Source organism: Bradyrhizobium guangdongense (assembly GCF_006483445.1).
Lineage (GTDB): Bacteria > Pseudomonadota > Alphaproteobacteria > Rhizobiales > Xanthobacteraceae > Bradyrhizobium > Bradyrhizobium guangdongense_A.
In genome coordinates, this window is record NZ_PPPT01000021.1 from 12,305 (window position 1) to 37,237 (window position 24,933).

Genomic DNA, 24,933 nt, shown 5'->3' on the forward strand with positions numbered 1-24,933 from the left:
TAGCAGGATCGCGGCGCGCTTGCGAGATCAGCTCGCGGCGGCGTTGTTCGCCGCGCTCGACGGTGCGGTGGTGCGGCGGAACTTCAGCACGATCCGGGTGCCGGAATGCGCGCCATCGCGTTCGACGCTGGCATCGAGCTTGCTCGCCATCGCCGCGACGATGCGCTGGCCCATGCCGGTCGAGCGCGGATCGGCCTTGACGGCGTCGCCGACGCCGTCGTCGGCGATCGAGAGCAGCACTTCGTCGTCCCGCGCGATGAGCTCGACGTGAATGGGCCCGGCGCCGTCGGGGTAGGCGTACTTGACCGCGTTCATCACGAGCTCGTTGACGATGATGCCGACGGCAACGGCGCGGTCCGGATCGATCTCGACCGGCTCGGCCTTCAAGGTCAGGCGCGACATCCGGTTGCCCTCGGCGGAGCGGCGGAGATCCTCGAGCAGGGAATCCAGATACTGGTTCAGGACCACGCTCTTCAGATCCTGCGAGGTGTAGAGGCGCCGGTGCACCTGCGCGACGGCGGCGACGCGGCCCATCGCGTTGGTGAGCGCGGCCTTGACCTCGTCCTGGCCGGCGGAGCTAGCCTGCAGATGCAGGAGCGAGGCGATGATCTGCAGCGAATTGCCAACGCGGTGGTTGACCTCGCGCAACAGCAGCTCGCGCTCGGCGGCAAGCGCCGCATAGCGGTCGCGCGAGGCGTGGATCTCGGCTTCGGCCTCTTCGCGCGCCTTTTGCAGCTCGGCCTGGCGCAGCGCGCCGTCGGCTGCGACATGCAGGAGCGGGATGAAGTCGCCCTTGACGTCCTTGACGAGATAATCGGCCGCGCCGGCCTTCAGCGCCGTCACCGCGATGTTGGAATCCTGCGAGGCCGTCACGAAGACGACCGGCGGCGCGTGCGGGATCGCCATGATCTGCTCGAGCGTCTCGAGGCCATCGAGGCCCGGCATGTACTGGTCGAGCGCCACGACGTCGATGCCGCCTTCAACGTTGCCTTGAACGTTTCCTTGGCGGATGCGCTCGAGGCCTTCCTCGCCGCTCGAGGCAAGGATCACGTTGTAGCCGCGGCGCGTCAGGCCGCGTTCGACCAGCCGCGCGAGCGCGGCGTCGTCGTCGATATAGAGCAGCGTCGGTATGGTCTGGCTCATGTTGCGGCCGGCGGGACCTGGATCACGGAGAAGAACAGGCCGAGCTGCCGGATGGCATTGGCAAAATTCTCGTAGTTGACGGGCTTTGTGATGTAGACGTTGCAGCCGAGCTCATAGCAGCGCTTGATCTCCTGGGAATCATCCGTCGTGGTCAGCACCACCACGGGCGAGGCCTTGAGATATTTGTTCTCCTTGATCTGCCTGAGGATGTCGATCCCACTCATGTCGGGCAAATTGAGATCGAGCAGGATGAGCAGGGCGTTGCCCTTCTGCACCAGCCCGCTGCCGTCGGCGCCGAACAGGTGCTTCATGGCGTCGGTGCCGTTGCCGAACGGCACGATCTCGTTGTTCACGCCGGAACGGCGGATGTTGCGCTCGATCAGGCGCGCATGTCCCTCGTCGTCCTCGATCATGATGATGGTCACGGGTTGCGTCATCGGTCTCCTGTCCGTTTGCTGGCGGTCCAGTGGATCGGCAGCGTGATGGTGAAGGTACTGCCTTGGTTGAGCTCTGACGACACGGACATAGTGCCGCCGAGGCGCCGTACCAGTGCGCGCACATGGGCAAGCCCGATGCCCTGACCCGGTCTATCCTGGGTTCCGGCGCGGCGGAACAGGTCAAAAATGCGTTGATGGTCCTTGGCATCGATGCCGCGGCCGTTGTCGGCGACCTCATAGATCGCGTAGCCGAGCTTGGTGCGGCCGCGCACCGTGATCTCGCCGGGTTCGCCGCTCTTGAGATACTTTACGGCGTTGTCGATCAGGTTGGAGAAGATCTGCTCCAGCGCCAGCCGATCGCTGGTGATATCGGGCAGTTCGCCGATGCGGATTTCGGCGTTCGCTTCCGAAGCCTGATGGGCCACGGTGGATGCGATCGCCTCCATCAGTTCGCGCATGTCGATGCGGACAGGCTCGAACTCGCGCCGCCCTTCGCGGGTGAGGTTGAGGATCGCCGAGATCAGGCGGTCCATCTTGGCGATCGACGATTTGATGAAGCCCAGCGCCTCGGAGAAATCCTGCGAGAGCTGCTTGTCCGGCTCCTCCAGCGGGATGTCGCCGATGTCGGCAGCCGCGACTGGCGAGCCACCGGCGGGAATATGCGTGAGGCTGCCGATGCGGCGGAAGATGTCGCCGCCCATTTCCTCGAGCTCGCTGGTAAATCCCATGATGTTGACGAGCGGCGAGCGCAGGTCGTGACTGACGATATAGGCAAAACGCTGGATTTCGTCATTGGCCTCGCGCAAATCGGCGGTGCGCTCGTCGACCGTGCTCTCCAGATTGAGATTGGCGTCGCGCAGGCGTGCCTCCGCCTCGTCGCGCATCTGCGCGGACCGTCGCACCAGCAGGATCGAGATCAGCGCGAGCACCACGACGAGGCCGGAGCCGATACCGGTCAACGAAGCCGCGAGCGTCTGGCTGCGGTCGGCATTGAGGGTGCGCTGGGCAAACAGCCGTTCTTCCTCGCGCATCATCGCTTCCGCCGTGTCGCGGATCGTGGTGGTGGTATCGCCGGCGGCAGCCTCGCGGACCAGCGCCGTCGCCTTGTCCGGCTCATTGCGCGAGACGAAGTCCATCTCGCGCGAGAACTGCTCGAGCCGCGTGTCGACGGCAGCGCGGAGCCTCGCCATGCTGTTCCGTTGCTCCGGATTGTCTCCGATCTGCCGCGCGAGCTTGTCGAGCGCGGGCGGGATGGCTGCGACCGCCTTCTCATGGTCGGCGCGGAACTCATCGCCGCGTGTCAGGAGATAACCGCGGGCACCGCTTTCGGCACGGCGGACCTCGAGCAGCAGCGAATTCACCTGGTTCTCCACCTCGATGGTGTGGACGACCCATTTGTTGTCATCGCGGGCCTTGTTGACGAGGTAGACCGAGCCGGCGCTGATCGCGGTCAGCACCAGAAGGCCCGCCGCGAGAAGCAGGATCTGCCAAAATGCGCGCCGCCGCCTCAGATCGGGCGTTGGGGCCAACTCAGTTCGACGCTTAAGAATTTCCACTCCCCCGAGCGCACGAAACGACCGACAACGCCGCTGACGGCGTTGGGTTCCATGGGGGCGGGGAACTTTTCGAGCGCGTTGCCGGACTTAGTTGCCGGATTTGCCGGCCAGATACTGTTCCAGCCAGTGGATGTGGTAGTCGCCGTTGATGATGTCGTCCTCGCGCACCAGCGCGCGGAACAGCGGCAGCGTGGTCTCGATGCCATCGACCACCATCTCGTCCAGCGCGCGGCGCAGCCGCATCAGGCATTCGGCACGTGTCTTGCCGTGCACGATCAGCTTGCCGACGAGGGAATCGTAATAGGGTGGGATCGTGTAGCCCTGATAGACGGCGGAATCGATCCGGACGCCGAGCCCGCCGGGCGGGTGATATTGCAGAATCCGGCCGGGCGAAGGCCGGAAGGTTTGCGGGTTCTCCGCGTTGATGCGGCACTCGATCGCGTGGCCGATGATCGCGATATCCTGCTGCCTGGCCGGCAGATCGCCGCCCGCAGCGATGCGGATCTGCTCCAGCACGAGATCGATGTCGGTGATGCTCTCGGTGACGGGATGCTCGACCTGGATGCGGGTGTTCATCTCGATGAAGTAGAACTCGCCGTCCTCGTAGAGGAATTCGATGGTGCCGACGCCGAGATATTTCATCTCGCGCATCGCTTTCGCGCAGGTCTCGCCGATCTTGGAGCGCGCGGCTGCCGAGAGGACGGGTGAGGGGCCTTCTTCCCAGACCTTCTGGTGGCGGCGCTGCAGCGAGCAGTCGCGTTCGCCGAGATGGATCGCGCCGCCGCGGCCGTCACCGAGAATCTGGATTTCGATGTGGCGGGGCTTCTGCAGGTACTTTTCCAGGTAGACGGAGGCGTCGCCGAACGCGGACTTGGCCTCGTTGGCGGCGGTCGATAGCGCCAATTGCAGGTCGGCCTCGCTCTGGGCGACCTTCATGCCGCGGCCGCCGCCGCCGGCGGCAGCCTTCACCAGGACGGGAAAGCCGATCTCTCTTGCGATCGCCATCGCATCGTCCTCGGGGCCGACGCCGCCGTCGGAGCCGGGCACCACGGGGATGCCGAGCCGCTTGGCGGTCTTCTTGGCCTCGATCTTGTCGCCCATCAGGCGAATGTGCTCGGCCTTGGGGCCGATGAAATGCAGATTGTGCTCGCCGAGGATTTCGGCGAAGCGCGCGTTCTCCGACAGGAAGCCGTAGCCGGGATGCACGGCGTCGGCGCCGGTAATCTCGCAGGCGGCCAGCAGCGCGGGAACGTTGAGGTAGCTGTCCTTCGACGGTGGCGGTCCGATGCACACGCTCTCGTCCGACAGGCGCACATGCATGGCGTCGGCGTCGGCGGTGGAATGCACGGCGACGGTCGCAATCCCGAGCTCCTTGCAGGCCCGCAGGATGCGAAGGGCGATCTCGCCGCGATTGGCTATGAGGATCTTGTCGAACATGATGTCCTGTCGCGAATGGCGAGTGGCGAATAGCGAGTAGGGAACGGATAGGCCATTCGCTATTCGCTACTCCCCATTCGCCTACTCAATGATCACCAGAGCTTCGCCGAACTCGACCGGCTGGCCGTCCTCGACCAGGATCTGGGTCACGGTGCCGGCACGGGTCGAGGGGATCTGGTTCATCGTCTTCATGGCTTCGATGATCAGCAGCGTCTGGCCGACCGTGACCTTGGAGCCGACCTCGATGAACGGCTTTGCGCCGGGCTCGGGCGCCCAATAGGCGGTGCCGACCATCGGTGAGGTCAATGCACCCGGATGCTTCGACATGTCGGCCGGCGCCGCGGCCGCCGACGCGGAGGCGACGAGGGGCATTGCGGCCGCCGTTGCGACCGGCATGGGCATCGTCGCGGCGACGCTGATATTGCGGGCGACACGCAGGCGCAGGCCTGCGCGCTCGATCTCGATCTCGGTGAGGCTCGTCTCATCGAGCAGCAGCGCGAGCTCGCGAATGAGCGCGGAGTCGTCGCTGGAAAATTTTGCGGCTGATTTTTCGTCTGGCTGGCGCGCCATGATCTCTAATCCGAACCTTCTGTTGAAAGGGGGGCGTCAGGCTTTGGCCTTGACGCCGATTTTGGCGGCAAGACCCTGGATGGCGAGGCGGTAACCCTCGATGCCGAAGCCGGCCAGCGACGCGAAGGCGGCGCGGGCGGTGTAGGAGTGGTGACGAAAACTCTCGCGGGCGTGGATGTTGGTGACGTGCACCTCCACGGTCGGAATCTGCACCGCCATCAGGGCGTCATGCAGCGCGATCGAGGTGTGCGAATAGCCGCCGGCATTGATGATGATGCCGCGCATCTTCCGTGCATGCGCCTCGTGGATGAAGTCGATCAGCTCGCCCTCGCGGTTGGACTGCCGGCAATCGGCCTTGAGGCCGAACTGGGCCGCGGTCGCGCGGCACAGCGCCTCGACGTCGGCCAGCGTGGCATGGCCGTATTTCTCCGGTTCGCGCGTCCCCAACATGTTGAGGTTCGGCCCGTTGAGAACGAGGATCGTGTCGGTCGCTGCTTCAGCCATTCCTATCCCGCAAAAGGTGCTTCTTGAAAAAGGTCCTTGGGTGGCGGGGGTTATAGGTAACAAAGGGCTTGAGGGGAAGCCTTGAAGGGCCTCGGAAGGGGCTTCAAACAGCTCATCCGGCTTGCAAAAACCTGTGCGGAAGCTACGGAAATTGCTTGTTAACCAGTCCAAAGCATGGCTGCCGGACCCAGCCGATGGGTGTGGCCGCCCAACAGGCCAAAAGCCCCTGCCGATTTCTCGGCAAGGGCTCATTTGGACGTCAGCGAAGCGGCTTAGCCTTCGATGATGTAGACGATCTCGCGCGTCTGCGGACGGACGATGATGTACCGGCCGTGCACGTAGATCACGTCATAGCCGCGCCATTCCGGGTAGATTTCGACGATCCGGGGCGGAAGCGGGTGGAAACGGACGCTCGACGGGATTGTCGTGCCGACCGCAATGTTGAAGTTGACGTTCGTTGTCTCTTCGATCTTCGTGGACTTGATGGCCGTCGAGATCTCAGTCCGCTTCTCCGGCGGCGGAGCAGCGGTTGCCGCGTTGCCGGCAGTGCCGACCGTGGTCTGAGACTTGGTATCAGCACCCTTGGTTTGAGCCGTATCAGCGCCCTTGGTGGTGTCCGCACCCTTGGTCTGAGCGTTCATGTTCCCGCTCTTGGTGTCAGTCTGCGACGTCGTGCTCTTGGACTTGGAGTCGGTTTCCGAGCTCATGCTCTTGGACTTGTCCTGCGCGCCCTGGGCGTGTTCACCCTTGGTCATGCCGGCCTTGTCTTCAGCGGCGTTCTTGTTCATCGCGCCGGACTTTTCCATTCCGCCCGACTTTTCCATCGCGCCGGACTTCTCCATGGTGCCTGCGCCGGATTTCTCCACCGCGCCACCGGCCTGGCCGACCGTGCCCTTCTCCTTGGTCAGGGCGCCGCCAGCGGCACCGCCCGAGGGCTGCGCGTGCTGTGCCGGCTGCTGTTGCGCCGGCTGAGCGCCGGTCGCACCGCTGTCGCGGCCCATCTTATCCTGTGCGTTCGCCAATCCGGTGCCGGCGACAAGCGCAAGCGCGGCAACCGAGATCATAAAGCGGTTAGACATTGAAATTCTCCTCACGTGGTGATGTGCGTCATTGCCCGCGCCAACAACGAAAGGAGATATCAGGAGTTCCTGGACTTTCTGGGTTCCCCGACATTTGTTTGTTGAACGCCAGATGAACGGTCCCGCCGCGTTCGCGACACATTGCGAGCCGGAACGAGCGCGACAAGCCGCGACAAACAAAAAGAGGCCGGCGTTTCGGCCGGCCTCTCGAAAAAGCTTGCGATGTCGTGTGACGTCAGCAGGTCGCCTTGCCGCAGCGTGCGATGCCGATCTTCTCCTTGAGACCGTCGACGCCGATGGCGCCAACGACGATCTGCTTGCCGATCACATAGCTCGGCGTGCCATTCATGCCCATCGCTTCGGCGAGCTTGAAATTCTCTTCAATGGTGGTGCGCACCTCTGCGCTCGAGAGGTCCTTCTCGATCCGGGCGGTGTCGAGGCCGGCTTCCTTCGCTGCTGCCATCGCGTGGGCCTTGTCGGCCTGGCCACGACCGCCGAGCAGCTTCTGGTGGAAGTCGAGATATTTCTTGCCGGTCGGATCCTGCATGCGCACGGCAACCGCGACCTGCGCTGCTTCCACCGAGCCCTGGCTCAGCACCGGAAATTCCTTCAGCACGACCTTGAGCTTGGGATCGGCCTTCATGATCTCGAGCATGTCGTTCATGGCGCGTTTGCAGTAGCCGCAATTGTAGTCGAAAAACTCGACGAAGGTGACGTCGCCGTCCTTGTTGCCGAGGTTGACCTGGCGCGGCGAGTTGAAGATCGCCTGCGCGTTCATCGTGATGCTCGCCTCGTGCTTCTGGGCCTCGGCCGCGGCCTGGCGCTTGGTGAGCTCGGCCATCGCTTCCTCGAGCACCTCGGGATGGGTGATGAGGTAGTTCCTCACGATCGCCTCGATGTCCGTGCGCTGGGTGTCGGAGAAGTTCTGGGCCGAGGCGGGGCCCGTGGCGCCGAACATTGCGAGCGCAAACAGCGCGGAAGCGAGCAGGCGCAGCGAAGGCATTGGCAAATCCTCTTGTCGAAAGCGGTTTCGGAAAACTGTCCCTTCGGGGACGTAGTGATGTTCGGTTTAACTCTAGTTACCGCGCGGCGGCTTCGCCGTCACGATGTCGTCAGCCTTGACCCATCCGGGCGTCCCGATGGCGAAGCGGGTCTTGGCGCGCGTGGCCAGTTCGCGCGCGGTCTTGTTGTCGCCGCGCAGGTAAGCCGCCTGCGCCGAGGCCAGATCGGCCTCCGCATAGTCGCCCTTGCGGCCATAGGCCATCGCGAGCTGGGTGAAACCGATCGGCGCCTCCGGCTCGCGTGCCACGGCGGCACGGAGAATCCGGATAGCCTCGTCCGTGTGAGCCTTATTATCGGTTCCAACAAGAGCCTGCCCAAGTAACATCTCGATGAGCGGGGCGTTGCCGGAGAGCTGCACCGCCTTTTGCAGCGGAGCAATGGCTTCGGCCGGCTTGCCGCTCTCCAGCAGGGCCTGGCCGCGCACCTCGTAAAAGTACGGGTTGGCCGGCTGGACCTGGATCAGTGCGTCGATCTGTGCCAGCGCGCTGCGCAAATCGCCGTGCAGATAGGTGGTGATGGCGCGGGCATAGCGCGCCGGCATGCTGTCATTGGACTGCGGATAGCGGCGGTAGACCGTTTCGGGCCGTTCCATGAAGGCCGAGATCTTGGCGCGCGCCATGTCGTGGCGCAACTGCAGCGCCGGGTCGTCCTTCTTGTCCCAATAGGGACTCGAACGGGCAAATTGCGCCAGCGCCTCGACGCGCTCGGCGGGCATCGGATGCGACTGCAGATAGGGGTCGGAACCGCGGGCGGCAAACAGGCTTTCGCCGGTGAAGCGCTTGAAGGTCTCGTACATGCCGCGCGGCGACTGGCCGGTGGCGTTCAGGAATTTCACGCCTGCGCGGTCGGCATTCTCTTCCTGCTGGCGCTGATAGGACAGGAGCGAACGGCGGATCATCTCCTGGGGACCGCTGATCGCGGCGGCGCCGACATTGGCAAGGCCGTTGTTCGGGTTGCTGCCCCTGCTGGCCCCCGCGGCTAGCGCGCCGGCGCCGAGCAGCATGGCGATGATCATCTGGGTCTGCGCATTGGCGAGCTGCTCGCGCAGTTTTGCGAGATGGCCGCCGGCCAGATGCCCGGTCTCGTGCGCGAGCACGCCGATCAACTGGTTCGGCGTGTCCGACTGCATGATCGCGCCGTAATTGACGAAGATGCGGCGGCCATCGGCGACGAACGCGTTGAACGAGCTGTCGTTGAGGATGACCATCTGGATGTTCTGCTTCTCCATTCCCGCGGCGCGCAGGATCGGGCGCGTATAGTCGCGCAACAATTGCTCGGTCTCGGTGTCGCGCAGGACGGGGGGGCCCTTGGACTGCGCCCGCGCCGCAGGCAGCGGCGACAGCACGAGGCCCACCGCCGTCACCAGAGCGGTCAGTGCGGAGGCCTTCTTGCGCGAAATGAGCTGGAGCAACATCGATCGGTCTTGAAATGCAGTTTCGTGTCTGGTTTTGGCGATTGGCGGCGGACCGGTTACGGGATATGCCCTAATGAGCCGCACAATGCGGCCAGTCTGGGGCGCATTGGCCCTGTTTCCCGGCCCCGGAGGGGGCCGGCGGGTAGCGAAATAGCAGAAATCGATGGTTGAGGCGACCTTGAGAAACCGGCTGGGACAATGGCTCGAGCCGTCCCGGCGCAGCGATGTTCCCCCGTTCATGGTGATGGACGTGATGGCCGCGGCAGCGCGAATCGAGGCGGCCGGCGGCCATGTCATCCATATGGAGGTGGGACAGCCGGCAGCGTCCGCTCCCAGGACGGCGATTGCGGCCGCGCACAGGGCCCTCGACACCGGGCGGATCGACTACACCTCCGCGCTCGGGATCCCCTCGCTCCGCGAGCGCATCGCTCGGCATTACCGCGATGCCTATGGCTGCACGGTCAGCCCCGACCGGGTGGTCGTCACGACGGGGTCCTCGGGCGGATTCATCCTGGCCTTCCTGTCGATGTTCGAGCCCGGCGACCGCGTCGCGGTCACGGTGCCCGGCTATCCGCCATACCGCCACATCCTGACCGCGCTCGGCTGCGAGCCGGTGCTGATCGAGACCACGAACGAGACGCGCCATGCGCTGACCGGCGAGGCCTTGCTCGCCGCCCATCGCAAGGCGCCGCTGAAGGGCGTGCTGGTCGGCAGCCCCGCCAATCCCACGGGAACGATGATGTCGCGGGAGGCGCTGTCGAGCCTGATCGCGGCGGCCGAGGGCGCGGGTATCCGCTTCATCTCGGACGAGATCTATCACGGCCTCGACTATGCGTTTCCGGCCGTCACGGCAGCCGCGCTGTCCGAACAGGCGCTCGTCATCAACTCCTTCTCGAAATATTTTTGCATGACCGGCTGGCGCGTCGGCTGGATGGTCGTTCCGGAAATCCTGGTCCGGCCGATCGAGCGGTTGCAGCAGAATCTCTCGATCTCGGTGCCGGCGCTGTCGCAGATCGCGGCCGAAGCCGCCTTCGACGGTGCGGCCGAGATGGAAGAGATCAAGCACGGGTATCAGGAGAACCGTCGCATCCTGATCGAGGGTTTGCCGAAGGCGGGGCTGACCAGATTCCTGCCGGCGGACGGCGCATTCTATCTCTATGCCGACGTCTCCGATTTCACGTCGGATAGTCTTGCCTTCGCCCAGGAGATGCTGGAGAAGGCCAACGTCGCGGCCACCCCCGGCATCGATTTCGATCCCGTGCACGGTCGCTCGTTCATCCGCTTCTCCTATGCCCGCTCGGCCGAGGAGATGCGCGAGGCGGTCGAGCGCATTGCCCGCTGGTTGCGATAGCGCTGTCAATTTAAGTGCAAGTCCGACTTCCGGCCGCAGTCGGCATTGACTCTGTCCGCCTAATGGAATTTGGGTGTGCACAAGGGACAATTTGTCACGCGGGGGAGGAACGATTTTATGGCTGAAGCGATCGCAACCGGAGCGCCTGCAGTGCGAGAGCCTGCGGCAAAGCCCTGGTACAAGGTTCTCTACGTTCAGGTGCTGATTGCCATCGTGCTCGGCGCCATCGTTGGCTGGCTGTGGCCGACCCTTGGCACCAACGAGTGGGTCAAGGCGATGGGCGACGGCTTCATCAAGCTGATCAAGATGGTGATCGCGCCGATCATCTTCTGCACCGTGGTATCCGGTATCGCGCATATCCAGGATGCCAAGAAGGTCGGCCGTATCGGCGTCAAGGCGCTGGTCTATTTCGAGGTCGTCTCCACCTTCGCGCTCGTCATCGGCCTCCTGGTCGGCAATCTCGTCAAGCCCGGCGCTGGATTTGGCGGTGCGGCTGCGAACGCGCAGGCCGTTGCCAACTACGCCAAGCAGGCGGAAGGGCAGAGGTCGGTCGACTTCATCCTGCACATCATTCCCGATACCGTGGTGGGTGCGTTCGCACAGGGCGAAATCCTCCAGGTGCTGCTGTTCTCCGTGCTGTTCGGCTTCGCGATCATGAGCCTAGGGGAGCGCGGCCACACCATCCGCGCCTTCATCGACGACGCTGCCCATGCCGTGTTCGGCGTCATCTCGATCGTGATGCGCGCCGCCCCGATCGGCGCGTTCGGTGCGATGGCCTACACCATCGGCAAGTTCGGCACCGGCGCGATCCTCAACCTGATCGGATTGATCGCGACGTTCTATTTGACGGCGGCGCTGTTCGTGTTCGTCGTGCTCGGCATCATCGCGCGCATGGCGGGGTTCTCGATCTTCAAGTTCCTCGCCTACATCAAGGACGAGCTCCTGATCGTGCTCGGCACCTCGTCCTCGGAAAGCGCGCTGCCGTCCTTGATGGAGAAGCTCGAACGGCTCGGCTGCTCCAAGTCGGTGGTCGGCCTCGTCGTGCCCACGGGTTACTCGTTCAACCTCGACGGCACCAACATCTACATGACGCTGGCAACCCTGTTCATTGCGCAGGCGCTCGGATTCGATCTCTCCTTCAGCCAGCAACTCACGATCCTGGTCGTGGCGATGCTGACCTCGAAGGGGGCGTCCGGCATCACCGGCGCGGGCTTCATCACGCTGGCGGCAACGCTGGCGGTGGTCGATCCCAGGCTCGTTCCGGGCATGGCGATCGTGCTCGGCATCGACAAGTTCATGAGCGAATGTCGCGCGCTGACCAACCTCTGCGGCAACGGCGTCGCCTGCGTGATCGTCGCCTGGTGGGAGGGCGAGCTCGACCGCGACAAGCTCAACGCCAACCTCGCCAAGCAGGTCGATCCGACCGACATGGAGACGGCGATCACGACGGACTGATCCGACCGCAATCGCAACTGACGAAAGCAGGGCCGGTCGGCGACGTCGACCGGCCCTTGCTGTTTCTGTGCGCCTAGAAGCGATCGACGCGATAAGGCCCGGGATCGATCGAGGTGGCGCCGCCATTCATCATCTCGGCGAGCAGGCGGCCGGTGGCGGGCCCGAGCGTAAAGCCCTGGTGGCCGTGGCCGAAGTTGAGCCACAGACCGCGATGACGCGGCGCAGGTCCGAGCACCGGCAGCATGTCGGGCATGCAGGGCCGCGTGCCGAACCACGGTTCGGGCTCGACGCGCGTTCCGAGGTCGAGCAAGGTTTTCGCGGCGGCTTCCGCACGGCCGAGCTGGATCGGTGTCGCCGGTGCGTCGGGGCTCGTCAGCTCGGCGCCGGTGGTGATGCGAACGCCCTTGGCCATCGGCGCCATGGCATAGCCCAGCGCGGTGTCGACCAGCGGCAGGTCGAGCGAGCTGCCGCCCTGATAATGCATGTGGTAACCGCGCTTGCGCACCAGCGGCACGCGGTAGCCGAACTTTTGCAGGAGTTCTGGCGACCAGGGGCCGAGCGACACCACGGCAGCCTCGGCATCGATCGGGCCGTCGTCGGTATCGACCGACCAGCCTGATTGGCTCGCGCGCAGCGTCTGCGCGTCACCGCGCAACAGCCTGCCCCCGAGGCGCTGGAACAGCCGCGCATAGGCCGCGACCAGTCCGCCGGGATCGGACACGGTCCAGGGATCGAGCCAGTGGATGGCGCCGGGCAGGTCGTCACGCAGCAGCGGCTCGGCCTTGGCGAGTTCGCTACCGTCAAGCACACGGAACTGCACGCCATAGTCGCGCTGGTTTTCCTCCGCCGCCTTGATCGCCTGCGCGAAGGCTGTGGGATCGCGATGCATCAGCCGATAGCCGGCGCGGCGCACGAGATTGTCGGCGTGCGCCTCGCGGATCAGCACGTCATGCTCGGGCGTGGCGTAGGCGATCAGCCGCGCCCAGGCGGCCGTGGCCTCGCGATGACGCTGTGGCGCGGAGTGCCACCAGTAGCGCAGCAAGGGCTCGACATGCTGGGAGAGCGAGGCGAGGCGATAGCGCACGTCGTTGGTGCGGCCCATCGCGATCCGCAGCAAGGTGCCGATGTCGCGCGGCATCGGATAGGGGCGCACCGCTTCGCTCTGAACGATGCCGGCATTACCGTAGCTGGTTTCCTGGCCGGGCTCCCGGCGGTCGACCAGCGTGACGGACCAGCCGTTGCGTTGCAGGTGCAGCGCTGCCGATACGCCCACCATGCCGCCGCCGAGGATGATTGCACTTTTCATTGCCGTTACTCCCAGGCGCGAAAGCCTGCTGACGACGACAATGGCGGTGCGACTGCGAGCCGCGCCAGATCGGGCACTGGTCGGCGCAGGCCAGGATCGCCAGCGAAGGCCGCCTCGAGGCTTGCGGCGACACCAAGCACGATCGCGTCGCCGCCGCGCGGGCCGACGATCTGGAGACCGAAGGGCAGGCCGGCCTCGTCGACGCCAACCGGTAGGCTCAAAGCGGGATGGCCGGGCAGCGTCACCGCATAGGCGAGCGCGAGCCAGTGAAAATAGGATTGCGTCGGCACGCCGTCGATCTCGGCGGGATAAGGCTCCGACCACGGCCGTGGGCTCAGCGTGATCGCGGGGCTGATCAGCACGTCGCAGCTCTCGAAGAAGGTCTGGTAGGCGCGATAGATTCTGGTCTGCGTGGTCGCGGCACGCGTGTAGTCTTCGAGCGTGTAGCGCAAGCCCTCTTCGACATTGGCTCTCACATTGGGGCCGAGCATCTCGGGGCGTTCCCGGTAGTTCTTGCCGTGCATCGCCATGAACAGAGCGGCGCGCAGCACGGCGAAGGCGTCGTCGGCGCCCGCGCAATCCGGTGCGGCCTCGCGGCATTCGGCAACGAGCGGCGCAAGCTTCGCCACGCGATCGCGGAAGACGCGACGGATGGCGCGCTCGGTCGGCGCGAACCCAAAATCCTCGGTGAAGGCGACGCGCAGCTTGCGCAGATCGACCGGACGCGGCGGGCTCCAGCGTTCAGGCCGCGCGCGCAGCGGTTCGTCCGGCAATGTGTAGGCGAGCGGATCGCGCGCATCGTCGCTTGCCATCGCCGACAGCATCAGCGCGGTGTCGGCGACGTTGCGTGCCATCGGTCCGTCGGTCGACAGATTGGACCAGCCGAAGGCGCGCCGCTCGCTGGCGACGAGCCCGGAGGAGGGCCGCATGCCGACGATGCCGGCATAGGCGGCGGGATTGCGCAGGCTGCCGCCGGTGTCCGAGCCCGAGGCGAGCGTGGCCATGCCGCAGGCGAGCGCGACCGCCGAGCCGCCGGACGAGCCCGCCGCCGAGCGCGCGGGATCGAAGGCATTGCCGGTCGCGCCATGCACGGGATTGCGAGTGTTGCCGCCGGCCGCCCATTCCGGCGTGTTGGTCTTGCCGAAGATGATTGCGCCGGCTGCGCGCAGTCGCGCGACGGAAGCCTGGTCAGCGCCGGGGACGTGATTGGCAAACAGCGGGCTGCCAAACGTTGTGCGCAGCCCCGCCGTCTCCTGGGTGTCCTTGATCAGGACCGGAAGGCCATGCAGGGCGCCGCATTCGTCACCGCGCAAGATCGCGGCCTGGGCGGCCTTGGCGGCGGCGCGGGCACCAGCCTCGTCCAACGTCACCACGGTGTTGACGGCCGGGTTGATCACGGAGATGCGCGACAGGCAGGCATCGAGCAATTCGACGGGCGAGATCGCACGCTCGGCCAGCAGGCGGCGCAGTTCGACGGCAGTCTGCTCGCAAAGCTCACTCACGCAACGGTCCTTTCGCAAAATGGTCTAGCACACAAAAAACCGCCCGGGTGGACCGGGCGGGCGGGCGCACATGCCCCGTGAGGGCGCATCCATCGTAGCAAGTCTGATTCCGCGCGTCCTGCGCTTGGCCGGGAATTTATCATGGTCCGCGTATGCAGCCACATCATGCGCGCGCAGGGGCGGGGGCCGCAGGCGCAAATATAAAGTTGTGGCAATAGCCAGGCTGCTTCCAGAACCATTCGCCATCCTGACGCTGATGGACGTCGACATCGAAGCTCTCGATGGGCAGGACCCGGTTGCCGTCGATGAAGTGACCGTTATAACCGAGCGCGCGAAGATAGGAGAAGACGCCTTCGATGCCGCCAACCGCGTGGTGACGGTTTTCGCATTCGACGACGATGAGCGGTCGGCATCGCCGCAGGATGTTTTCCGCTCCCTTCAGAACGTGCAGCTCGGCACCTTCGACGTCGATCTTGAGCGCTGCAATACGAGTCGCTTCGCCGAAATAGCCGTCAAGCGTAACGGTGGGCACGCGTATGGTGGTGAACGTGCCGGCTGGACTGAGGAGGGTTGCACCGGGTTGATGGCTGTCCGGCACGAATAATTCCTCGACGCCTTCGAGCGAGTAAACCGCCTTCGGCTCGACGGTCACATTCGAGAATCGGAGCACCGTGCAAATTTCGGCTAATTGGCGCGCGAGCGATGGTTGCGGTTCGAAGGCGACGACGCGGCCGTCGCCGCACCATCTCGCAAGCCAATAGGTGTAGCTGCCCTTGTTCGCGCCGATGTCGCAAACGATATCCCCCGCGCGAATATGCCTGCGAAGGGCGCGCAGTTCGATCTTTTGATCGCGGTAGCGGGCTCGCAATACGCGAATTGCGAACCGAAGGAGTTGGTCCAGCACCGCCTTGCACTCCCTAGCCGTCACTTTTGTAATCGCACGCCGCTAGGCGTGCAATCTTCGCAGCTTCCCGCCCGCCGGTGGCCGGTCGTGTTCCGCGGTAGCCCGGGATGGGGCAAACGGTGCTATCTCGACGACAAACAAAAACGCCCGGCATGGCCGGGCGTTTTCTTTGGTCGATGTAACCGTTTATTCGCCGCCGCCGAAGCGGCGCGACCACCAGCCGGCACGGCGTGGTGCAGCCGGCGTTTCAGTCGTCTCCGCAGTCGGCGCAGGCGCGACAGGCGGCTCGACCTGCGTCGGTGCCTGCGTGACCGGCTCGGCCTGGCTGCTGGTCGTGAAGCTCACCTTCTCGCGCACCGTGGAACGGCGGCGGGCGGCCTTGTCATTGTCGGATGAAGCTTCTTCCATCGTGGAAGCCGCGGCCGGTTGGGGCGACGCCGGCTCCGGCTCGACGAGCACCGGCGGAGCCGTCACCTCGGCGACCGTCTCGGTCTGCGCGATCGAAGGCGAAGCCTCCGGCGCAAAGCCGTCGAAATCGGCAACAGCTTCGGTCGCCTCGGACGGCGCGCTACCGCTCAGCTCGTCGGAGATCGAGCCTGCAAGCCCTTCGTCCGGTCCGCTGCCGCGCCGGCGGCGTCCGCCACGGCGCCCGCGACGGCGGCGGCGATCGCTGCCCTGCTGGTCGTCGCGCGCGAGATTGGGCTGCTCCTCGGACTCTTCGCCGTCCTGCTCGGATTCGCCTTCCTCCGACTCGCCGGCCGCCAAAGCCGCCTCGGGAAGGGTGGGAGCCGTGTCCTCGCGCAACTCGCCATCGCGCTGGCCACCGCGGCCGCGCCTCCGGCGGCGGCGCTTGCGGCGTTGACCGTCCTGCTCGGGCGTCGCGTCGCCCGCGGCCTGTTCCTCGGCAAGACCTTCGGTCTCGTCGGTCTCGACCTCGGATTCGGTCTCGATGTCGAACTGATCCTCGTCGTCATAGGCCTCTTCGACCAAGGGCGGCGGGCTCGCGGCAGCCTGTGCCGCCAGCAGCGCTTTGGCGGCTTCCAGCGTATGCACCTGCTCGCCACGGTCGATGAGGAAGGCCTGCGGTCCGCTGACGCTGGGATCGGCAATGACAGCCAGCGTCACCTTGAAGCCGTTCTCGAGGTCGCGCAGATGGCCGCGCTTGTGGTTCAGCACGTAGAGCGCGACGTCGGTGCGGGTGCGGACCACGAGATTGTGGGTCGCGCCCTTCATCAAAATCTCTTCCAGGCCGCGCAGGAGCTGCAGCGCCACCGAGGAGACCGAGCGGACATGGCCGGTGCCGCCGCAATGCGGGCACGGATCGGTCGAGGATTCCAGCACGCTGGCCCGGATGCGCTGGCGCGACATCTCCAAAAGGCCGAAATGCGAGATGCGGCCGACCTGGATGCGCGCGCGGTCCTGCCGCAGGCAATCCGACAGCTTGCGCTCGACCGCGCGGTTGTTGCGCTTCTCGTCCATGTCGATGAAGTCGATGACGATCAGGCCGGCGAGGTCGCGCAGGCGAAGCTGGCGGGCGACCTCTTCGGCGGCCTCCAGATTGGTCTTGAGCGCGGTGTCCTCGATATGGTGCTCGCGCGTCGAGCGGCCGGAGTTGACGTCGATCGAGACCAGCGCCTCGGTCTGGTTGATTACGATATAGCCGCCGGAGCGCAGCTGGACGGTCGGCGAGAACATCGCATCGAGCTGGCTTTCGACGCCCATCCGCGAGAACAGCGGCTGGCCGTCGCGATACTGTCTCACCGCGCTGACATTGGCGGGCATCAGCATCTTCATGAAATCGCGCGCTTCGCGGTAGCCGGCTTCGCCCGCTACCTGGATCTCGTCGATCTCCTTGTTGTAGAGGTCGCGCAGCGAGCGCTTGATCAGCGAACCTTCCTCGTAGACGAGGGTCGGGGCCTGCGACTTCAGCGTCAGGTCGCGCACCGTCTCCCACATCCGGATCAGATATTCGAAGTCGCGCTTGATCTCCGGCTTGGTGCGGGAAGCACCTGCGGTGCGCAGGATGATGCCCATGCCCTCGGGCACGTCGAGATCCTGCACCACTTCCTTCAGGCGCGAACGATCCTGCGCGCTGGTGATCTTGCGGCTGATGCCGCCGCCGCGCGCGGTGTTGGGCATCAGGACGGCGTAGCGGCCGGCGAGCGACAGATAGGTCGTGAGCGCCGCGCCCTTGTTGCCGCGCTCTTCCTTGACGACCTGCACCAGCATCACCTGGCGGCGCTTGATGACTTCCTGGATCTTGTACTGGCGGCGCGGACGGAAGGTGCGCTCCGGCACTTCCTCGAGCACGTCGTCGCCGCCGACGGATTCGACGACCTCGTCCTCGGCCTCTTCGCCGTCGTCCTCATCGTCATCGCCCTCGGCTTCCGCCTCGGTCGATTCCATCTGTGGCGTCTCGCCGTCGTGGTCGGCCGCGTAAACGGCCTCTGCGGGCTCGACCGCCGCGGTCACGGCCTCGGCGAGGGCGGCGGCATGGTCCTCATGCGCCGGCGCTTCCGAGACGGTGTCGTGCGGCTGCGCGGCAGCAGCGTCGGTTCGAATGTCTTGAGCGCTCTCTCGCGCGGGCTCGACGTCCGCGACCGCAACGGTTTCTGCGGCCTGCGGCTCGGCGGCGTGCTCGTGGTGCTCATGGTCGTGATGATCGTGGTCGTCGTGATGATCATGATCGTGATGATCATGATGCTCGTGACCGTGGTCGTCATGATCATGATGACCGAATTCGTGATGCTCGCCCTCGGCGTGCAGATGCGCACCGTCCTGGATGGCGGCTTCGCCGCCTTCCGCCCGCAATTCGCCTTCGACCGGCTGCGGGCTGGCATCGAGCCCTTCGACGATGTCGCTGCGGACGCGCTCGCCATGGCCGCGGCGGCGCGAGTTGCGATGACGCGAGCGACGGCGATTGTGGGAACGGTTCTCGTTCTCCTCCTCGGCTTCGCGATGGGCCTGCTCTTCGGCCTCGATCAGCGCCTGCCGGTCGGCGACCGGGATCTGATAGTAGTCGGGATGGATTTCGCTGAAGGCGAGGAAGCCGTGGCGATTGCCGCCATATTCGACGAAGGCGGCCTGGAGGGACGGTTCGACCCGCGTGACCTTGGCGAGGTAGATATTACCGCGCAATTGCTTGCGTTGCGCGGTCTCGAAATCAAACTCTTCGACGCGATTGCCGCGGACCACGACGACCCGGGTCTCCTCCGGGTGGGTGGCATCGATCAACATCTTGTTGGGCATATTCTGACTCTTGGCGGCGGCGGGCGCTGATCACCGTGGGCGCGTATCGCGCCGCCGGGTGACGCGACGGTCCACCTGATTCGGGGGTGAGGGGAAGGCCAAAACGCCCTCGCTCGCGCCGCTCCGAACGGGAAGCCGAAGGCGCAATGCGACGCGTGGAGATGTCGCTCCGCAGCGTCGCGAATTGTCCTTCAGATTTCGTCGGCACAGTCTGGCGCATCAAGCGTCGGCCCGTATGAAAACTTGGGCGGCGAGGGGGCCGCCCCTTAATTAGTCGCTGCTGGCCAGGCGCCGAAGCGCACGCCTGAGGATCAACAAACCGGCCCCGTGCTCGGGACTGGGGTTAGAGGCTGCGCCGCTGGTCAAAACCGTCCCTGGACCGTGAATGGTAACCCGGGACCGTCGCCGCCGGAGCTGGAACCCGCCCACACCTCGCTGCCGCGCGCCGCGCTGGCCTTGAAGGGAGACGGAAAACGCTGGAATTCCCAAACCTTGGGAGCTCCGGCGCTGCACCGGGAGGCTGATTGCGACACAACCGGAAATATTGGCCGTCAGCATCTCGTACATACGTGGAATGCGACCTTCGTGCAAGGGAGCGTCGCTTGACAGTCACAGTCGGCGAGATTTGGTAGGGGAACGTTAAGAGCTGATTAACCCTGTGGTTCTATTGCGTTAAAAGGGCTGCTCGGAGGCACGGAATCGGTGGCGAGCCGCGCAAATCAACTGACTTTGCTGGGGTGCGCGCTGCTGTGCGGCGCAGCATTGGCGTGTGCCGATTCGATCGGGTTGAATGCCGCTGAAACCGCCCCGCAAGCACCGGTGGCAGCTTCGAATTTCCCTGTTGCGACGGGTGCGCGCCTCGCGGGCGATGCCAAGCAGACCCGTTTCATCCTCGACCTCGACCAGACCGTCACCTTCCGCGCCTTCACGCTCGGCGATCCCTACCGTGTCGTGGTCGACATTCCCCAGATCAACTTCCAGCTCCCCGCCGGCGTCGGCGCCACCGGGCGCGGCTTGGTCAAGGCGTTCCGCTATGGCCTCGTGATGCCCGGCGGCTCGCGCATCGTGGTGGACCTGAACGGGCCCTCCAAGATTGCCAACTCCTACGTGCTCGAAGCGGCTAACGGCCAGCCGGCGCGGCTGGTGCTGGAGCTCGAGGAGGTCGATCGCGCCGCTTTTATCCAATCGCTGGCGCCTGACAGCCGCCTTGCGTTGCGCAGCGGAACGGCGGAGGCGCCGCCGGCAACGGTCGCCGCGAAGTCCGAGCCCACCCAACAACAGAAGCCTGCGGCACCGGCCGACTCGCGGCCGGTCGTGGTCATCGATCCCGGCCATGGCGGTCTGGATAATGGGACGCAGTCGAGCGGCGAGAGCGAGAAGAATCTGGTGCTTGCCTTCGGCCTGGCGCTCCGCGACCGGTTGGAGAAGAGCGGCAAGTACAAGGTCGTCATGACCCGTGACGACGACACGTTCATCCCGCTGAACGATCGGGTGAAGGTTGCCCGCGGCCTCAACGCCGCGCTGTTCGTCTCGATCCACGCCGACGCGCTGCCGCGGGCGGAAGGCGATGCCCAGGGCGCCACGATCTACACGCTGTCGGACAAGGCTTCGGACGCCGAGGCGGAGCGGCTGGCCGACGCCGAGAACCGGGCGGACGCGATCGGCGGCGTCAAGCTGACCGAGGAGCCGGTCGAGGTCGCCGACATCCTGATCGACCTGGCGCAGCGGGAAACCCGCACCTTTTCAAACCGCTTCGCCCGTCTCCTGATGGGCGAGATGAAGACCACTGTGCGGATGCACAAGCATCCCCTGAAATCGGCCGGGTTCCGGGTGTTGAAGGCGCCCGATGTGCCGTCCGTGCTGGTGGAACTCGGCTATGTCTCGAACAAAGGCGACCTCGAGCACCTGGTCTCGGAGAACTGGCGGTCAAAGACCGTCACCTCGATGGCGCAGGCGATCGACGCGTTCCTGGCCAAGCGGCTGGCCACGGCCGGGCAAGGCAACTGAAAAGGGAGCCGGGCAAGCCGTCCAAAGCCCTAGTTTGGCCACAGCGGGCGCCTTATAAAATCTGGATGGGGGACCCGGAATCGGTGAGATCCCCCGGCAAGCGTGTTTAGGGCCAGGCGTGTTAGGGCTTCGTGCCCTGTTCGGCCGAAGACTTCGGTTCATGAGGAAAGCGCCTTTTGCGGCGCCAAAGGTTATTCAAGGGCTGGGACGGATAGACAGATAATGCGCTTGCTGGTGCGGTTTTTCGGTTTCCTGTTCGCCGCGGGAACAGTTGTCTTCCTGGTTGGTGTCGGCGCCGTCGCCGGACTGATCTGGCATTTCTCCAAGGACTTGCCGGACTACTCTCAGCTTCAGGATTACGAACCGCCGGTGATGACTCGCGTTCACGCCGTCGACGGCTCGCTGGTTGGCGAATATGCCAAGGAGCGGCGGCTGTATCTGCCGATCCAGGCCGTGCCGAAACTCGTGATCAACGCCTTCCTCGCGGCCGAGGACAAGAACTTCTACGAGCACGGCGGCATCGATTACACTGGCATGGCACGTGCCGGCGTCGCCTACATCCAGAATTACGGCTCCAACCGCCGTCCGCAGGGTGCGTCCACCATCACCCAGCAGGTCGCCAAGAACTTCCTGCTGACCAACGAAGTCTCGTTCGCCCGCAAGATCAAGGAAGCCTTGCTGGCGATGCGCATCGAGCGCACCTACTCCAAGGACAAGATCCTCGAGCTGTATCTGAACGAGATCTATCTCGGCCTCGGCGCCTACGGCATTGCGGCTGCATCGCTGGTGTATTTCGACAAGTCGGTGAACGAGCTCACCATCTCGGAGGCCGCCTATCTGGCGTCGCTGCCCAAGATGCCCGCCACTTTGCATCCGGTTCGCAACCGCGACCGCGCCATCGAGCGCCGCAACTACGTGATCGACCGCCTGGTCGAGAACGGCTGGGTCAAGCAGGCCGACGCCGACAAGGCGCGCAAGGAGCAGCTCGTCGTCGCCAGCCGCGGCAACGGCGCCCACACTTTCGCCGGCGAATATTTTGCCGAGGAAGTCCGCCGCGACATCTTCGAGCGCTACGGCGAGAAGAAGCTCTATGAAGGCGGCCTGTCGGTCCGCACCACGCTCGATCCAAAGATCCAGGTGATGGCGCGCAAGACCATGGTGACCGGCCTCGTCAATTACGACGAGCAACAGGGTTATCGCGGAGCCATCAGCAAGCTCGACATCTCCGGCGACTGGGGCGTGAAGCTCGCCGACGTCAAATCGCTCGGCGATATCTCGCCGTGGCGGATGGCGGTCGTGCTGGAGACCAGCGACCAGTCGGCGCGGATCGGCTTCCAGCCGGGCCGCGAGCTCGGCGGCGCGATCAGCAAGCAGCGCGAGACCGGCCTCATCACGGTCGATGGCGTGAAATGGGCGCGCGCGGCGTCCGGCAATGCGAAGGGCCGCACACCGGGCTCGGTGGCACAGGTGCTGCAGCCCGGCGACGTGATCTATGCCGATCCGCTCTACAAGGACGGCAATCCGGTTGAAGGCCAGTACCGTCTGCGCCAGATTCCCGAAGTATCCGGCGCCATGGTGGTGATGGACCCCTGGACCGGCCGCGTGCTCGCCATGGTCGGCGGCTTCTCGTTCGACCAGAGCCAGTTCAACCGCGCTACCCAGGCCTATCGGCAGCCCGGCTCGTCGTTCAAGCCGATCGTCTATTCGGCCGCGCTCGACAACGGCTACACGCCGTCGACCGTCGTGGTCGACGCGCCCATCGAAATCGACCAGGGGCAGGGCGCCGGCGTCTGGCGTCCCGAGAACTTCGACGCCGGCAAGTACAACGGCCCGATGACCCTGCGCAACGCGCTGCGGCTGTCGCGCAATACGGTGACGGTGCGGCTTGCCCAGGACATCGGCATGCCGCTGATCGGAGAATACGCGAGACGCCTGGGTGTCTACGACGAGTTGCCCAACTATCTGTCCTATTCGCTCGGCGCCGGCGAGACCACGGTCATGCGGATGGTCACGGCCTATTCGATGATCGCCAATGGCGGCCGCCGCGTGAAGCCGACCCTGATCGACCGCATCCAGGATCGCTACGGTCACACGGTCTTCAAGCACGACCAGCGCGAATGCCGCGGCTGCGACGCGCCGGGCGGCTGGAAGAACCAGGCCGAGCCGCAACTGATCGACCGGCGCGAGCAGGTGCTCGACGCCATGACCGCCTATCAGATCACCGAGCTGCTGGAAGGCGTGGTCCAAGCCGGTACGGCCACCGTCATCAAGGAAGTCGGCAAGCCGATCGCGGGCAAGACCGGCACCACCAACGAGGCCAAGGACGCGTGGTTCGTCGGCTACTCGCCCGACATCGCGGTCGGCGTCTATATGGGCTTTGACAAGCCGCGTCCGCTCGGCCGGGGCAATGCCGCGACCGGCGGTCATCTCGCGGCACCGATCGTGCGCGATTTCCTCAAGCTCGCGCTCGCCGACAAGCAGGCGGTTCCGTTCAAGGTGCCGGCCGGCATCAAGCTGATCCGCGTCGTCTCCAAGACCGGCATGCGCGCAGGTCCGGGCGAGACCGGCGGCACCATCCTCGAAGCCTTCAAGCCGGGCACGGCGCCGCCCGACAACTACTCGGTCATTGGCGTGGCCGATGCCGATGGTCGTCTGCCGCAGCAGGCGCCGCCGGATTCCGGCTTCTTCATGCGTCCCGGCACTGGCGGATTGTACTGACGCCAATAAGGCCTTGATCACGGTTCCGGCGGTTGCGCTTTGCGGCCGCCGCCGCTACATCCCCCTTTCATTCGCACGCGGAAAATTCCGCGGGATCAGAGAACGACATGCGCGCCGAAATCGAACGGTTGGTAGAAGAGATCAAGCAGTCTGTCGGGCTGCTGAGGAGGCATCTTTGACGTCGAGAAATCGACGGCGCGCCTCGCTGAGCTGAACAAGCTCGCAGAAGATCCCAATCTCTGGAACGATCCCCAGAAGGCCCAGAAGCTTATGCAGGAGCGGACCTCGCTGGAGGATTCGCTGTCGGGCATCGGCAAGGTCGAGCAGGAGCTCGAGGACAATATCGGCATGATCGAGCTCGGCGAGGCCGAGGGCGATGACGGCGTCGTGGCCGAGGCCGAGACCGCGCTGAAAAACCTCAAGAAGGAGGTCGCGCGGCGCGAGCTTGAAGCGCTGCTCTCGGGCGAAGCCGATCGTTTCGATTCCTATCTCGAGGTCCATGCCGGTGCCGGCGGCACCGAGAGCCAGGACTGGGCGCAGATGCTGTTGCGCATGTACACGCGCTGGGCCGAAACGCATGGCTTCAAGGTCGAATACCTCGAAGAGTCCGAGGGCGAAGAAGCCGGCATCAAGTCGGCGACCATCCAGATCTCCGGTCACAACGCCTATGGCTGGCTGAAGACGGAAGCCGGCGTGCACCGCCTGGTGCGCATCTCGCCGTTCGACTCCAATGCGCGGCGGCACACCTCGTTCTCGTCGGTGCAGGTCTTCCCTGTCATCGATGACAGCATCAAGATCGACATCAAGGAATCCGACGTCCGGACCGACACCATGCGTTCGGGCGGCGCCGGTGGCCAGCACGTCAACAAGACCGAGTCCGCGGTGCGGCTCACGCATATCCCGACCGGCGTCGCGGTGGTCTGCCAGGCCGGCCGCTCCCAGCACAAGAACCGGGCCCAGGCCTGGGACATGCTGCGCGCGCGCCTTTATGAAATCGAGCTGAAGAAGCGTGAGGAGAAGGCCGCCGCCGACCAGGCCGCCAAGACCGATATCGGCTGGGGCCACCAGATCCGCTCTTACGTGCTGCAGCCCTATCAGATGGTGAAGGACCTCCGCACGGGCGTGCAGACGTCGGACACGTCGGGCGTGCTCAACGGCGACCTCGACGAGTTCATGGCGGCGACGCTGGCGCAGCGCGCCTTCGGCACCACCGGTGCCGACATCGAGGACGTCGATTAG

At 65.1% G+C, this 24,933-nt stretch carries 18 protein-coding genes; 5 read left to right on the forward strand and 13 right to left on the reverse strand.

The genetic code is table 11. From position 1 onward, the window contains the following. Positions 1–27: 27 nt before the first annotated feature. The 9 genes from C2U70_RS03275 to C2U70_RS03315 form a co-directional block, all read right to left on the reverse strand. Positions 28–1,143, reverse strand: a complete 1,116-nt coding sequence (locus C2U70_RS03275; RefSeq protein ID WP_140976428.1) for a sensor histidine kinase — start codon at positions 1,141–1,143, stop codon at positions 28–30. Beyond that, positions 1,140–1,580 carry a response regulator gene (locus C2U70_RS03280; RefSeq protein WP_140976429.1) on the reverse strand — a complete coding sequence of 147 codons (441 nt, stop codon included), beginning with the start codon at positions 1,578–1,580 and terminating at the stop codon, positions 1,140–1,142. Before C2U70_RS03280 ends, C2U70_RS03275 begins: the two co-directional genes overlap by 4 nt. Continuing rightward, complete coding sequence (locus tag C2U70_RS03285; RefSeq protein ID WP_186294040.1) at positions 1,577–3,109, reverse strand: sensor histidine kinase; 1,533 nt, start codon at positions 3,107–3,109, stop codon at positions 1,577–1,579. The genes C2U70_RS03280 and C2U70_RS03285 overlap by 4 nt, the downstream gene beginning before the upstream one ends. Positions 3,110–3,223: 114 nt before the next feature. Then, positions 3,224–4,573, reverse strand: a complete 1,350-nt coding sequence (gene accC, locus C2U70_RS03290; RefSeq protein WP_140976430.1) for an acetyl-CoA carboxylase biotin carboxylase subunit — start codon at positions 4,571–4,573, stop codon at positions 3,224–3,226. 81 nt (positions 4,574–4,654) lie between these two features. Further along, complete coding sequence (gene accB / locus C2U70_RS03295; RefSeq protein ID WP_140976431.1) at positions 4,655–5,143, reverse strand: acetyl-CoA carboxylase biotin carboxyl carrier protein; 489 nt, start codon at positions 5,141–5,143, stop codon at positions 4,655–4,657. Positions 5,144–5,179: 36 nt separating this feature from the next. Continuing rightward, positions 5,180–5,647, reverse strand: coding sequence for a type II 3-dehydroquinate dehydratase (gene aroQ / locus C2U70_RS03300; protein WP_140976432.1), 468 nt, complete (start codon positions 5,645–5,647; stop codon positions 5,180–5,182). Positions 5,648–5,919: 272 nt separating this feature from the next. Further along, complete coding sequence (locus C2U70_RS03305) at positions 5,920–6,726, reverse strand: DUF1236 domain-containing protein (protein ID WP_140976433.1); 807 nt, start codon at positions 6,724–6,726, stop codon at positions 5,920–5,922. Positions 6,727–6,961: 235 nt separating this feature from the next. After that, positions 6,962–7,729: a DsbA family protein gene (locus tag C2U70_RS03310; protein ID WP_140976434.1), complete on the reverse strand. Its 768-nt coding sequence runs from the start codon at positions 7,727–7,729 to the stop codon at positions 6,962–6,964. Between the two features lie 72 nt (positions 7,730–7,801). Further along, complete coding sequence (locus C2U70_RS03315; protein ID WP_140976435.1) at positions 7,802–9,202, reverse strand: M48 family metalloprotease; 1,401 nt, start codon at positions 9,200–9,202, stop codon at positions 7,802–7,804. A gap of 163 nt (positions 9,203–9,365) precedes the next feature. On the opposite strand from C2U70_RS03315, the gene C2U70_RS03320 reads away from it, so the two are divergent. Both C2U70_RS03320 and C2U70_RS03325 read left to right on the forward strand, forming a co-directional pair. After that, the gene (locus tag C2U70_RS03320) at positions 9,366–10,553 is read left to right on the forward strand and encodes a pyridoxal phosphate-dependent aminotransferase (protein WP_140976436.1); all 1,188 of its coding nucleotides are present in this window, start codon (positions 9,366–9,368) and stop codon (positions 10,551–10,553) included. Positions 10,554–10,670: 117 nt separating this feature from the next. Then, positions 10,671–12,008, forward strand: a complete 1,338-nt coding sequence (locus C2U70_RS03325; protein WP_140976437.1) for a dicarboxylate/amino acid:cation symporter — start codon at positions 10,671–10,673, stop codon at positions 12,006–12,008. A 73-nt stretch (positions 12,009–12,081) separates the two neighbouring features. On the opposite strand, the gene C2U70_RS03330 is transcribed toward C2U70_RS03325, so the two are convergent. The 4 genes from C2U70_RS03330 to C2U70_RS03345 all read right to left on the reverse strand — a co-directional run bounded on the left by C2U70_RS03330 (position 12,082) and on the right by C2U70_RS03345 (position 18,969). Continuing rightward, positions 12,082–13,314: an NAD(P)/FAD-dependent oxidoreductase gene (locus tag C2U70_RS03330; protein WP_140976438.1), complete on the reverse strand. Its 1,233-nt coding sequence runs from the start codon at positions 13,312–13,314 to the stop codon at positions 12,082–12,084. A 5-nt stretch (positions 13,315–13,319) separates the two neighbouring features. Continuing rightward, positions 13,320–14,816 (reverse strand): amidase, encoded by a 1,497-nt coding sequence (locus C2U70_RS03335; protein WP_140976439.1) that lies wholly within the window; start codon positions 14,814–14,816, stop codon positions 13,320–13,322. A gap of 163 nt (positions 14,817–14,979) precedes the next feature. After that, on the reverse strand, positions 14,980–15,720 hold the full coding sequence (locus C2U70_RS03340; protein WP_140976440.1) for an FkbM family methyltransferase: 741 nt from the start codon (positions 15,718–15,720) through the stop codon (positions 14,980–14,982). A gap of 186 nt (positions 15,721–15,906) precedes the next feature. Further along, entirely contained in the window at positions 15,907–18,969 is a 3,063-nt protein-coding gene (locus C2U70_RS03345) for an Rne/Rng family ribonuclease (protein WP_140976441.1), read from the reverse strand. Between the two features lie 702 nt (positions 18,970–19,671). Here C2U70_RS03345 and C2U70_RS03350 point away from each other — a divergent pair. From C2U70_RS03350 to prfB, 3 genes are all read left to right on the forward strand, one after another. After that, positions 19,672–20,976 (forward strand): N-acetylmuramoyl-L-alanine amidase, encoded by a 1,305-nt coding sequence (locus C2U70_RS03350; protein WP_140976442.1) that lies wholly within the window; start codon positions 19,672–19,674, stop codon positions 20,974–20,976. Positions 20,977–21,198: 222 nt separating this feature from the next. Further along, entirely contained in the window at positions 21,199–23,694 is a 2,496-nt protein-coding gene (locus C2U70_RS03355; protein ID WP_140976443.1) for a penicillin-binding protein 1A, read from the forward strand. 107 nt (positions 23,695–23,801) lie between these two features. Continuing rightward, a protein-coding gene (gene prfB, locus C2U70_RS03360; RefSeq protein ID WP_140976444.1) for a peptide chain release factor 2 occupies positions 23,802–24,933 on the forward strand; the annotation gives its coding sequence in 2 pieces (ribosomal slippage) (positions 23,802–23,870 and positions 23,872–24,933; 1,131 coding nt in all).

Excerpts from the sequence above, each read along its gene's own strand:
- C2U70_RS03315 (WP_140976435.1), bottom strand. The coding sequence starts at position 9,202 with ATGTTGCTCCAGCTCATTTCGCGCAAGAAGGCCTCCGCACTGACCGCT.
- C2U70_RS03330 (WP_140976438.1), bottom strand. The coding sequence starts at position 13,314 with ATGAAAAGTGCAATCATCCTCGGCGGCGGCATGGTGGGCGTATCGGCA.
- C2U70_RS03280 (WP_140976429.1), bottom strand. The coding sequence starts at position 1,580 with ATGACGCAACCCGTGACCATCATCATGATCGAGGACGACGAGGGACAT.
- C2U70_RS03345 (WP_140976441.1), bottom strand. The coding sequence starts at position 18,969 with ATGCCCAACAAGATGTTGATCGATGCCACCCACCCGGAGGAGACCCGG.
- C2U70_RS03305 (WP_140976433.1), bottom strand. The coding sequence starts at position 6,726 with ATGTCTAACCGCTTTATGATCTCGGTTGCCGCGCTTGCGCTTGTCGCC.
- accC (WP_140976430.1), bottom strand. The coding sequence starts at position 4,573 with ATGTTCGACAAGATCCTCATAGCCAATCGCGGCGAGATCGCCCTTCGC.
- accB (WP_140976431.1), bottom strand. The coding sequence starts at position 5,143 with ATGGCGCGCCAGCCAGACGAAAAATCAGCCGCAAAATTTTCCAGCGAC.
- C2U70_RS03320 (WP_140976436.1), top strand. The coding sequence starts at position 9,366 with ATGGTTGAGGCGACCTTGAGAAACCGGCTGGGACAATGGCTCGAGCCG.
- aroQ (WP_140976432.1), bottom strand. The coding sequence starts at position 5,647 with ATGGCTGAAGCAGCGACCGACACGATCCTCGTTCTCAACGGGCCGAAC.
- C2U70_RS03310 (WP_140976434.1), bottom strand. The coding sequence starts at position 7,729 with ATGCCTTCGCTGCGCCTGCTCGCTTCCGCGCTGTTTGCGCTCGCAATG.
- C2U70_RS03275 (WP_140976428.1), bottom strand. The coding sequence starts at position 1,143 with ATGAGCCAGACCATACCGACGCTGCTCTATATCGACGACGACGCCGCG.
- C2U70_RS03355 (WP_140976443.1), top strand. The coding sequence starts at position 21,199 with ATGCGCTTGCTGGTGCGGTTTTTCGGTTTCCTGTTCGCCGCGGGAACA.
- C2U70_RS03325 (WP_140976437.1), top strand. The coding sequence starts at position 10,671 with ATGGCTGAAGCGATCGCAACCGGAGCGCCTGCAGTGCGAGAGCCTGCG.